Source organism: Amycolatopsis sp. GM8, assembly GCF_021653975.1.
Classification (GTDB): domain Bacteria; phylum Actinomycetota; class Actinomycetes; order Mycobacteriales; family Pseudonocardiaceae; genus Amycolatopsis_E.
Genome location: NZ_JAJKFK010000007.1, coordinates 173,513 through 184,345, shown reverse-complemented (window position 1 = coordinate 184,345; position 10,833 = coordinate 173,513). Strand labels below are relative to the sequence as shown.

Sequence of the window (10,833 nt, the reverse complement as noted above, 5' to 3'; positions counted from 1 at the left end):
GTGGATATCGAAAAAACCAGCACTCGTCGCGTCGCGTCGACCGTCGTGCTGTGCCTGCTCGCCCTCACTTACTCGACTCTCGAAGGCATGGTGGCGCCCGCGCTGCCGATCCTGCAGCAGGCCGTCGGCGCGTCCCCGGCCGCCATCGCGTGGGTGTTCACCGGGCTGCTGCTGTCCGGCACCGTCGCCGCACCGCTGGTCGGCCGCCTCGCCGACGTGTACGGGCCGAAGCGGGTGCTGCTCGTGGTGGTGACCCTCGTCGCCCTCGGCACCTTGCTCGCCGGTCTGGCGAGTTCGATGGTGATCCTCGCGTTGGGCCAGGCGCTGCAAGGATTCGGGCTGGGCTTCGTGCCCCTGTCGATAGCGATCCTGAGCGGTCTGCGGCGCGGTTCGTCCGGCAAGGGCGGCGTCGGGCTGATCATCGGGATGTCCGGGGCCGGTACCGTCGCCGGCGGGCTGCTCGCCGGTCCGCTGCTCACTGTGCTCTCCTACCGGTTCATCTACTGGATCCCACTCGGGGTGCTGGTGCTCGCCGGGGTCCTGGTGATCTCGGTGCTGCCGGCCACCGCGGCGAGCACCCAGCGGCGGATCGACTGGGTGGGCGCAGTCCTGCTGTCCACAGGCCTGGTCGCACTGCTGCTGGGCATCACATTCGTCCCCACCGACGGCTGGAGTTCGGCACTGGTGCTGGCGCTCCTCGCCGGTGCGGTCGTACTGCTGTCGGGCTTCTTCGTCCTGGAGCGGCGGATCGCGCAGCCGCTGGTCGACCTGCGGGTCGGCGGCCGCTCGATGGTCATCACCTACATCATCGGGTTCGCGACGGGCTGGGCGGGCGCGGCGACATTCGTCCTGCTGCCCTTGATCGTCGCCGCGCCCGCGACGTCCGGGTACGGCCTGGGCCAGAGCCCGTTGACCACCGGCACCTTGCTGACCGTGTTCGGGCTCCTGGGCGCGGCCTCCGCACCGCTCGCCGCGCCACTGGAGAAGCTGCTCGGCGCGCGGCTGCTGCTGGTGCTGTCGTGCCTCCCGCTCGTCGCGGCACCGCTCGTCCTCCTCATTGGACACCCGGGCTTCCCCCAGTTGGTGATCGCCGCGGGGCTGATCGGCCTCGGGATCGGGCTCGGGTTCTCCCAGGCGATGAACGTCGTGGTGAGCGCCGTGCCGGTGGAGCGCATCGGCAGCGCGAGCAGCACGGTCTATGTGGTGCGGGGCGTCGGCAGCACGCTGGGCGCGCAGGTGACCGGCAGCCTGCTCACACTCGCGATCCTGCCCGCACTCGGGGTTCCGGCGTGGAGCGGTTTCGTCATCGCCCTGACCGTCGCGACCGGGGTCGCGGTCGTGGCGACTCTCAGCGCGGGAGCCCTGCCGCGGGTGAAGGCGAGCCTGCCGTTGCCGAACCCGGCGGCACTGGCCGAACAATGAGCCCTTCGTTCGAGGAGTCGAGATTGACCAAGCTTTCCGCGCCCCGGCAGGTGGTGGTCGTCGGAGCCGGCGTCGTCGGGCTCTCGTGCGCGTGGTTCCTGCAGGAGCACGGCGCCGACGTGACCGTGCTCGACCGCTCGGGCGTCGGCGCGGGCGCATCGTGGGGCAACGCCGGCTACATCACGCCGGCGATGTCGGCGCCCCTGCCGGAACCCGCGCTGCTGCGCGAAGGTGTCCGCAGCCTGCTGACCCCGGGGTCGCCGGTCACCGTCAGCGGCCGGGTTTCTGCGGCGACGCTGGCGTTTCTGGCCGGCTTTACCCGGAACTCGACCGGATCGCGCTGGCGGCGGGGGATGGCCGCGCTGGCGCCGCTGGGCCTGGCGAGCATCCCGGCGTTCGACGAGCTGGTCAGCGGCGGTGTCGCGGCGGAAGTCCACAAAGGAACATTCCGGATCGGGTTCGCCGCCGGTGAGGACCCGGCCGGTCTCGAACACGAGCTGACCACCGCCCGCGCGGCGGGGCAGCCCGTGCGGTACCGGTACACCACCGGGCACGAGCCGCCGTTTTCCAGCCGTATCAAGCAGATCCTGCATCTGGAAGGCCAGCGGTTCGTCGCACCGGGACAGTTGCTCGACGCGCTCGCCGAGTCCGTGACCAAGCGGGGCGGCGAGATCGTCGAGGGCGCGCAGGTGCGTTCGGTCGGGTTCGGTCCCGGTGGCTTGCAGGCCGACACCTGGACCGGCTCGCCGTACCGCGCCGATGCCGTCGTGCTGGCGACCGGCGCGTGGCTGCCGGAACTGGCCCGCCGGCTCGGTGTGCGGGTCCCGGTCCAGGCCGGGCGCGGCTACTCGTGCAGCGTCCCACTCGCCGAACCGATCAACGCGCCCGTTTACCTTCCCGGCGCCCGGGTTGCCCTGACGCCGTACGGGAATCGCGCTCGTGTCGCGGGGACGATGGAGATCGCCGACCGGGACGCGCCGTTCGACCGCGGCCGCCTCGATACTGTTCTGCGCTCCATCCACCCGCTCATCGACGGCGCCGATTGGGCCGATGTGCGGGACCCGTGGGTTGGTGCCCGGCCGCTGACCCCGGACGGCCTGCCCCTGATCGGCGCGACGAAGGTCGAAGGCGTCCACGTCGCGGGCGGGCACGGCATGTGGGGAGTGACCTTCGGCGCGGTCACCGGCAAACTCCTGGCCCGGCAAATCATGAGCGGGGTCGCGGTGCCGGAACTCGCTCCCTTCGACCCGCTGCGCACCGGCTGACGGCCGCGACGAAGGTGGTATCGACGAGTCCTGGTTGTCCCGCCGCGCGAGGATCATGCTGGGCGTGTGGAACGAAACGACCTTGCCGACTTCCTCCGGCGCCGGCGTGCGCGGCTCCAGCCCGCGGACGTCGGTGTTCCGGTCGGGGGACGGCGTAGGACGCCGGGGCTTCGGCGTTTCGAGGTCTCCCAGCTCGCGGGCATGTCACCGGACTACTACGCCAGGCTCGAGCAGGGACGCGGCCCGCGGCCGTCGGTCACGATGCTCACCGCGCTGGCCCGTGCGCTGCGGCTGACGATCGACGAACGCGACCATCTCTTCCGCCTCGCCGGTCATCACGCGCCGCCTCGCGTCGGTGGTGACGAGCACGTCAGCCGTGGTCTCCTCCGGCTGCTGGGCGGGCTGCCGGGGCTGCCCGCCCTGATCGCCTCCGACCTGAACATCGTGCTCGCCCAGAACCCGATGGCGGATGCGCTGCTGGGGGAGCAGACCCAGTTCCGCGGCCTCGCCCGCAGCTGCACCTACCGATGGTTCACCGGCTCGGAGCTGCGCGCGCGTTATCGCGCCGAGGATCACGAGCACGAAAGCCGTGCGCAGGTGGACGATCTGCGGGCGGCCCTCGCGGCCCGTCCGGCTGATCCCGTGGCGGGCAAGCTCGTCGGGGCGTTGCGCGCGCGGAGCGCGGAGTTCGCCGAGCTCTGGGCCCAGCACGACGTCGCGGTCCGTCGCAGCGACCGCAAGCGCATCCTGCATCCGGCGGTCGGGCTCATCGAGCTGGACTTCGACGTCCTGGCGACGGCCCGGGCCGACCAGCGCCTGATCGTGTACTCACCCGCGCCGGGCAGCGTCGCGGTCTCGCAGCTGGAGCTGCTGGCCGTGCTCGGCGAGGAACGTTTCCCCCCGGCTGGGACCGGCCCGCGCGGCGAAGCGCGGACGGATCGACCCCTCCCGAATTAGCCAGGCACCTTCGGCGCCGACGACCCCGTGCGGGCCGCCGGGCGCTCCGTCCTGCCCTGGCCCCGTCCCGCACGACCGAAGGGAAGACCATGTCCCCCCACCGAACCACCGGGCTGCGGCGGCGAGCCGCCACGCTCGGCCTCGCCGCTTTGCTCGCCGTGGCCCCAGCGGCCCCGGAGGCCTTCGCGGCCCCGGCCCGGCCCGGCCACGCTGCCAGCACCCGCCTGGGCGATGTGCGCGTCCTCGTCCATTTCGACCGGGCGGCCGGCCAGGTCGCCGAGAGTATGGCCCTGGAGCCCGGCGGCGGCGTGGTCATCGGCATGATCCCCGCCCGCCAGGTGGTGCGGGTCCTGCCGGACGGGGCTGTCCAGGTACTCGCCACCATGCCGCTACCGCCAGGCGGCGGTGGCACCACCCCGGCCGTCGGGATGCCCGTGGTCACCGGCGTCGCCCGGACGGACAGCGGCGCCGTTTACTTTCTCTACTCCTCCGGGCAGGGCGGGCTGACCGGGATCTGGCAGCTTCGCCCCTCCGGTCAGCCCCGGCTCGTGGTGCCGCTGCCTGCCGACGCCTTCCCGAACGCACTGGTCATCGACGGTGAGCGGGACCGCTTCATGGTCACCGACTCCACCGGCGGGCGCATCTGGCAGGCCCCGCTGCGCGGCGGCGAGGCCGCGGTGTGGTCGGCGGACCCGGCCCTGGCGCCCAGTGGCTTCTTCGGCGCCAACGGCATGAAAATCCACGACGGTGCGGTGTGGGCGAGCAACTCCGACCACGGCACCATCGTCCGCATCCCGATGACCGGGGACGGCGGCTCCGGCCGCGCCGAGGTCCGGGCAACCGGGCTGGAGGGCATCGACGACTTCGACTTCACCGGCCGGGACACCGAGATCCTCGCCGCGATCAACCAGGCCAGCAAGCTCGTGCGGGTGGCCCCGGACGGCACCCACGAGACCCTGCTGGACGCCGAGGACGGCCTGCAGGGGACCACGGGCGTCGCCGTTCGAGGGGATCGGGTCTATGTGACCAACGGCGCCAACCTGGCCGGGAACGACCCGACCCTGATGCTCGCGAAAATCCGGAGGCGCTGACCAACGCCGAAGAGGTGTGCGCCGCCGCGGAATGCGGTGGCGCACACCTCTGGGGGTACTAGCGGCCGGCGGCCGCGTCCTCGATGACAGAGGCGACCTTGTCGGCGTGCGAGATGTAGACGACGTGGCTGGATCCGGGGACCTCGGTGATCTTCGAGTGCGCGCGCTGGTACATCCAGCGCTCGAGGTCCGGGCTGGCGACCATGTCGGCTCCGGGGACGATGCCGTAGCTCGGCTTGGTCTTCCAGGCAGGCGTCGTCACCGTGTCCCCGAGAATGCTCTCGGAGATTTCGACCTGCGATTGGGCCATGAAATCGGCCTGCCGCGCGGGGAGGTCGGCCGCGAAATCGGCGTGGAACTTCTCCGGATTGAGCATGAGATACCCGTCACCGGCAGGCTGGATGTCATTGGTGGGGGTGGGGATCTTCTGGAGAAGTTCGCCGAGGGGCTCGCCGGCGTCGGGTGCGAGCGCCGCGACGTAGACCAGAGACTGCACCTTGGGGTCGTTGCCGGCCTGGGTGATGACCGCACCGCCGTAGCTGTGGCCGACGAGCACGGTGGGGCCGTCCTGCTGGGCGATGACGCGCCGCGTTGCCGCGACGTCGTCGGCCAGGCTGGTCTCGGGTTCCTGGACGACGCTGACGTGGTAGCCCTTCGCGGTCAGGCGGTCGAAAACGCCCTGCCAGCCGGAGCCATCGGCGAACGCGCCGTGCACCAGGACGACGTTGTGGACCTTGGGCGTCTTGTTGTCGACCTGAACGGGCGCCGCGGTGTCGTCGGCCTTGGTCGCGGCATTTACCGGTGTCGCCAGAACAGCGGTCGTCACGATTCCGGCCAGCCCGAGGGTGACCGCGGGGATGATCTTTTTCATTTTCTGGATTTCTTTCTACTCATTGAGTAGTGCTGGGAGTTACGGGGGACCAGTCTTCGTGTCGCCTCCGTGAGAACCATCGTGGTTGGCGTCCGCCGGTCCAGCCAACGGAAGATGCAGAATGTGCAACCAACGAAGAATGGCCATCGTCATGGCCTTCGGCGGAATATTCGCGCCCCTCGCGTGATCGCCGTACCAACGCCGGAGAGGTGTGCTGCGGCAGCACACCTCTCCGAGTTGGCGAACTGCGGTTTTCTAGCGGCCGGTGGCTGCGTCCTCGATGACCGAGGCGACCTTGTCCGGGTGCGAGACGTAGACCATGTGGCTGGCCCCGGGGATCTCGGTGACCTTCAGGTTCGCCCGCGCGTACATCCAGCGCTCGAGGGCCGTGCCTGCGATCAGGTCCTTGCCGGCGACGATGCCGTAGCTCGGCTTGGTCTTCCAGGCGGCCGTCGTCACCGGCGTCGCGAAAGCCTGTGCGTTGACCAGAACCTGTGATGCGCCCATGAAATCGGCCTCCCGCGCGGGGAGGTCGGCCGCGAAATCGGCGTGGAACTTCTGCGGGTCGATCATGAGCCACCCGTCAGCGGTGGGTTTGATGTCATGAGTGGGCGACGGGATATGCTCGAAGAGATTGTTCACGCTCTCGCCGACGTCGGGAACCGCCGCCGCGACATAGACCAGAGCCTTCACCTTGGGGTCGTCGCCGGCCTGGGTGATAACCTCGCCGCCGTAGCTGTGGGCGACGAGCACGACGGGCCCGTCCTGCTGGTCGATGATGCGACGTGTTGCCGCGATATCGTCTGCCAGGCTGGTTTCGGGTTCCTGGACGACGCTGACGTGGTAGCCCTTCGCGGTCAGGCGGTCGAAAACGCCCCGCCAGCCCGAGCCGTCGGCGAGCGCGCCGTGCACCAGAACAATATTGTGGACCTCGGGAATCTTGTTGTCGGCCTGGGCCGCCGACGTATTACCGTCCGCTTTTGTTTCGGCATTGACCGGCGACGAAAGAACAGCCGTCGCTACGATTCCGGCCAGCCCCAGGGTAACTGCTGGAATGATTTTCTTCATTATCCGGATGTCTTTCTATTGATGATTCAGTTCGGTAGGCGCAGCGCCTCCGCGGGAATCATCGTGCCCAGTCGCGGCGATCCTCGCCATCGAAGGTGCAGAATCTGCAACTAACGGAGAATGGCCTTGATCACGGCCGATAATGGGAATATCTCGGGTCGTCACTCGACGTGCTGGGTGTCGAGCGCGTCCTGGACTGTCACGTCGAGCGAGTCGAGCCGTACCGAGGAGCTCGGTCCGAGCACGGCGGCGAGGCGGGGGGCGAGTTCGGCGCAGGCGGCGAGCAGTGGCGGCGCGAGGCGGTGCAAAACAGGCTCGGGAAGCCGAGCGGCAGGGCCCGCGACGGTGACCGATGCCAGGGCGTGGCCGGAATCGGGGTCGAGCAGCGGTGCCGCGATGCCGTTGAGCGCCGGGTGGTTGGCGGACTGCGAAATGGCGTAGCGCCGGCGGCGGATCTCGACGAGCTGCTCGGGTAGATCGGTGCGCACCGTGGGGCTCACCTGTGCGAGGAGGACGTCGTCGACCTGCTGGGCGGGGAGGAACGCGAGGATGGCCGTGCCCGCGCACCCCGAAGTCAGCGGCGAGCGCTCGCCGAGGTGCGCGATCGGGCGGACGCCAATGCCAGGCGGCTCGGCGCTGAACACGATGACCCGGTGGGCTCCGCTGCGCAGATGCAGGCTCGCGATCTCGCTCGTGTCGGAGGCGAGCCGGATGAGCACCGGGCGCGCCCGGTGCAGGATCGCCGGCCGCAGCCCCACGAGCGAGCCCAGGGCGACCGCGCGACCGCCCATCCGGTAGCCACGGCGCCCGATGTGGTCGACGTAACCGTGTTCCTGGAGGTCCCGCAGCATGCGGTAGGCCTTGGTCCGGGGCAGGCCCGCGCGCTCGGCGATCGTGTTCAGGGCGGCCGGCTGCTGCAGCCCGGCGAGCGTCTCGAGGATCCAGAGCGCGCGGATGTGCCCGTCCTCGCTCATGACCAGGCCCTTCTCTGTTAGTTGCACATGCTGCATCTTGTGCCGTCGAGAGTAGCGGTTACCGGCGAAATCGGGCAGTAAAGTGAGGTAGAACGTTCGGTCTTGACTCTGGTCGGCCGAGGCCTCATGCTGGATCACGAGGGGTCTGGTTGTGAGTGGACCGCTGTCCCTCGGGTTCGCCGCGCCCCAGAGCGGTCATCTTCCCCGATAGAACGTTCTGTTTTGACAAATTTCAGCCGCCTGGGAATGCTCGGCTGAGATAGAACGTTCGGTCTCAGTGACGCGCACCAGCCCTACTGACTTCGAAAGGATCATCGTGACCACCGTTGACTCACCCGCCGCCGGAGGGATCGCCTCGGCGCTGCGCCGGCTGTATTTCGTGCGGTTCGGGTTCGCCATCGTCTGGGCGGCCTTGCTGTTTACGACCAAGGCGGACCTCGGCCCGCTCGGGATCACCTTGGTGATCATCTATCCGCTGTTCGATGTGGCGGCGGCCATTGTGGACTCCCGGTCGTCTCGTGCGACAGGGTCGGCTCGGGGTCTGTATGTGAACATCGGAATCAGCCTGCTGGCCGCGATCGGCCTGGCGATCACCAGCGCTTCCGGTGTGCCGGGTGTGCTGCGCGTGTGGGGTGCCTGGGCGATCGTCGCCGGGCTGGTGCAGCTGATCGTCGCGATCGGCCGCCGCAAGATGGGTGGCCAGTGGCCGATGATCCTCAGCGGCGGCCTCTCGGTGCTGGTCGGTGGGTCGTTCATCGCCGGTGCCTCCGCGGCGAACCCGACGCTGACCAATGTGGCCGGCTACGCCGTCCTCGGTGGCATCTTCTTCCTCGTTTCCGCAATCCGCCTCGGCCGTGCCGCGAAGGGAAACTGACCATGGACACCACGACTTACGACGTCATCGTCATCGGCGCCGGCCCGGTGGGGGAGAACCTCGCCGACCGGGTCATCCAGGGCGGGCTCACCGCCGCCATTGTGGAGCGGGAACTGGTCGGGGGCGAGTGCTCCTACTGGGCGTGCATGCCGACCAAGGCGTTGCTGCGCAGCGGCGCGGCGCTCCGCGCGGCCCGGCAGGTGCCGGGCGCACGCGAAGCGGTGACCGGCGAGCTGGATGTGGCGGCCGTGCTTCGCCGTCGCGATTCCTTTGCCTCGAACTGGCAGGACGACGGGCAGGTGTCCTGGCTCGAATCGGTGGGTATTCCGCTGTACCGCGGCCAGGGCCGGATCAGCTCCGCCCGGGTCGTCGAGGTGACCGGCACGGACGGCACCACCACGACCCTGACCGCACGGCACGCGGTGGTCGTCGCGACCGGTAGTGGCGCGCTGGTGCCGGACATCGAGGGCCTGCGCGCGGCCGCGCCGTGGACCAGCCGGGAAACGGTTTCGGCGAAGGAGATTCCCGGCCGCCTCGCCATCATCGGCGGTGGCGTGGTCGCCTCGGAAATGGCGACCGCGTTCAGCGAACTGGGGTCGTCGGTGACCATGCTCGCCCGCGACGGCGTGCTGCACCTCGCGGAGCCGTTCGTCGGTGAGCGAGTCACGGAGTCGTTGCAGGACAAGGGTGTTTCGGTGCGCATCGGCGCCGAGGCCGGATCCGTCAAGCGCAACGACGACGGCACCGTGTCCATCACGCTCACCACCGGCGAGCAGATCGAGGCCGACGAACTGCTGGTCGCGATCGGTCGCACGCCGAACACCCAGGACATCGGCCTGGACAACATCGGTCTCAAGCCGGGTGCCTGGCTCAAGGTCGACGACACCATGCGGATCGTCGGCGAGGACGGTGCGCTGTTCGATGACGGGTGGCTGTACGCCGCCGGGGATGTGAACCGCCGGGTGCTGCTGACCCACCAGGGCAAGTACCAGGCTCGCGCCGCCGGCGATGTGATCGTGGCGCGCGCCAAGGGCGAAACCGTCGAGGACGGCCCGTGGGGCCGGCACGCGGCGACCGCCGACGAGCGCGCGGTGCCTCAGGTGATCTTCACCGAGCCGGAGGTCTCGTCCGTCGGCCTGACCGCCGCCAATGCCGAGGCCGCCGGGCTCCGGATCCGCGTCATCGACTACGACCTGGCCGCGACCGCGGGTTCCAGCCTGCAGGCCGAGGGCTACCAGGGCCACGCCCGGATGATCGTCGACGAGGACCGGAAGGTGATCGTCGGCTTCACCCTCGTCGGCCCGGACGTCGCGGAACTGGTGCACGCGGCGACGATCGCGATCGTCGGGGAGGTGCCGCTGGACCGGCTCTGGCACGCGGTCCCGGCGTTCCCGACCGTCAGTGAGGTTTGGCTGCGGCTGCTCGAAGCCTACGGCCGCTGATTCGTCAAGCTGGTGTCTCGTTCCCGCGTGAACGAGACACCAGCACTTGCTCCTTTCCCTTCTCCCGAAAGGGTTTATCTGTCATGCGTATTCGCTTCCCCCGCCTCGTCGTCGCCGGCGTCACCGCGCTCCTGCTGCTCGGCGGCACCGTCTCGGCCACGGCATCGACCAGCAGCCACCCGGCCCCCGCCCCGAAGCCGACCATCGTGCTCGTGCACGGAGCATGGGCCGACTCGTCGAGCTGGGCCCCCGTCATCGACCGGCTGCGCCACGACGGTTACCCCGTGCGCGCCATCGCCGATCCGTTGCAGGGCCTGACCAGTGACACCGCCTACGTCACCAGCTATCTGTCCACTATCGACGGTCCCAAGGTGCTCGTCGGGCATTCGTACGGCGGCGCCGTCATCACCAACGCCGCCACCTCGGTCCCCGATGTGAAGTCGCTGGTCTACATCGCCGGGTTCATCCCGGCCAAGGGCGAGACCATCGGTGAGCTCGCCGCGAAGTCGACGCCGCCGCTGCCGCTGATCACCACCCCGGTCCCCGGTGGCGCGGAGGTCATCATCGACCCGGCGCAGTTCCGCCAGGCTTTCGCCGGTGACCTCGACCCGACCACCGCGGCCGACCTCGCCATCACCCAGCGGCCCGCCAACACCAACGCCGTCACCGACGTCAGCGCCACCGAGGGCTTCCGCACCATCCCCTCGTGGGACCTGATCACCCGCCAGGACCACGCCATCAACCCCGACCTGCAGCGCTTCATGGCCGCACGGGCGAACGCCCACACGACCGAGGTGGACGCGTCCCACGCGGTCATGCTGAGCCGCCCCGACGCCGTCACCAAGATCATCGAGCAAGCCGCCCGGTGA

At 69.6% G+C, this 10,833-nt stretch carries 10 protein-coding genes; 7 read left to right on the top strand and 3 right to left on the bottom strand.

Going from position 1 to position 10,833, the window contains the following annotated elements; translation table 11 throughout:
• The 4 genes from LOZ83_RS29695 to LOZ83_RS29680 all read left to right on the top strand — a co-directional run bounded on the left by LOZ83_RS29695 (nt 1) and on the right by LOZ83_RS29680 (nt 4,735).
• Nucleotides 1–1,422 (top strand): MFS transporter, encoded by a 1,422-nt coding sequence (locus LOZ83_RS29695; protein ID WP_236795029.1) that lies wholly within the window; start codon nt 1–3, stop codon nt 1,420–1,422.
• A gap of 23 nt (nt 1,423–1,445) precedes the next feature.
• A complete protein-coding gene (locus LOZ83_RS29690) occupies nt 1,446–2,687 on the top strand; it encodes an FAD-binding oxidoreductase (RefSeq protein ID WP_236795028.1) in 1,242 nt (413 codons plus the stop codon).
• Between the two features lie 66 nt (nt 2,688–2,753).
• Nucleotides 2,754–3,644: a helix-turn-helix transcriptional regulator gene (locus tag LOZ83_RS29685; protein ID WP_236795027.1), complete on the top strand. Its 891-nt coding sequence runs from the start codon at nt 2,754–2,756 to the stop codon at nt 3,642–3,644.
• A gap of 89 nt (nt 3,645–3,733) precedes the next feature.
• A complete protein-coding gene (locus LOZ83_RS29680) occupies nt 3,734–4,735 on the top strand; it encodes a hypothetical protein (RefSeq protein WP_236795026.1) in 1,002 nt (333 codons plus the stop codon).
• A gap of 58 nt (nt 4,736–4,793) precedes the next feature.
• On the opposite strand, the gene LOZ83_RS29675 is transcribed toward LOZ83_RS29680, so the two are convergent.
• The 3 genes from LOZ83_RS29675 to LOZ83_RS29665 all read right to left on the bottom strand — a co-directional run bounded on the left by LOZ83_RS29675 (nt 4,794) and on the right by LOZ83_RS29665 (nt 7,675).
• On the bottom strand, nt 4,794–5,606 hold the full coding sequence (locus tag LOZ83_RS29675) for an alpha/beta fold hydrolase (RefSeq protein ID WP_236795025.1): 813 nt from the start codon (nt 5,604–5,606) through the stop codon (nt 4,794–4,796).
• A 255-nt stretch (nt 5,607–5,861) separates the two neighbouring features.
• A complete protein-coding gene (locus LOZ83_RS29670; RefSeq protein WP_236795024.1) occupies nt 5,862–6,674 on the bottom strand; it encodes an alpha/beta fold hydrolase in 813 nt (270 codons plus the stop codon).
• A 161-nt stretch (nt 6,675–6,835) separates the two neighbouring features.
• Nucleotides 6,836–7,675: an IclR family transcriptional regulator gene (locus LOZ83_RS29665; RefSeq protein WP_236795023.1), complete on the bottom strand. Its 840-nt coding sequence runs from the start codon at nt 7,673–7,675 to the stop codon at nt 6,836–6,838.
• A gap of 289 nt (nt 7,676–7,964) precedes the next feature.
• Here LOZ83_RS29665 and LOZ83_RS29660 point away from each other — a divergent pair, with 289 nt between their 5' ends.
• The 3 genes from LOZ83_RS29660 to LOZ83_RS29650 all read left to right on the top strand — a co-directional run bounded on the left by LOZ83_RS29660 (nt 7,965) and on the right by LOZ83_RS29650 (nt 10,833).
• The gene (locus LOZ83_RS29660; protein WP_236795022.1) at nt 7,965–8,522 is read left to right on the top strand and encodes a hypothetical protein; all 558 of its coding nucleotides are present in this window, start codon (nt 7,965–7,967) and stop codon (nt 8,520–8,522) included.
• A gap of 2 nt (nt 8,523–8,524) precedes the next feature.
• Nucleotides 8,525–9,964, top strand: coding sequence for an NAD(P)/FAD-dependent oxidoreductase (locus LOZ83_RS29655; RefSeq protein ID WP_236795021.1), 1,440 nt, complete (start codon nt 8,525–8,527; stop codon nt 9,962–9,964).
• 83 nt (nt 9,965–10,047) lie between these two features.
• The gene (locus tag LOZ83_RS29650) at nt 10,048–10,833 is read left to right on the top strand and encodes an alpha/beta fold hydrolase (RefSeq protein WP_236795020.1); all 786 of its coding nucleotides are present in this window, start codon (nt 10,048–10,050) and stop codon (nt 10,831–10,833) included.

Bases quoted from the DNA above. Each gene is read 5' to 3' on its own strand.
- LOZ83_RS29680 (WP_236795026.1), top strand. From the start codon at position 3,734: ATGTCCCCCCACCGAACCACCGGGCTGCGGCGGCGAGCCGCCACGCTC.
- LOZ83_RS29675 (WP_236795025.1), bottom strand. From the start codon at position 5,606: ATGAAAAAGATCATCCCCGCGGTCACCCTCGGGCTGGCCGGAATCGTG.
- LOZ83_RS29670 (WP_236795024.1), bottom strand. From the start codon at position 6,674: ATGAAGAAAATCATTCCAGCAGTTACCCTGGGGCTGGCCGGAATCGTA.
- LOZ83_RS29655 (WP_236795021.1), top strand. From the start codon at position 8,525: ATGGACACCACGACTTACGACGTCATCGTCATCGGCGCCGGCCCGGTG.
- LOZ83_RS29650 (WP_236795020.1), top strand. From the start codon at position 10,048: ATGCGTATTCGCTTCCCCCGCCTCGTCGTCGCCGGCGTCACCGCGCTC.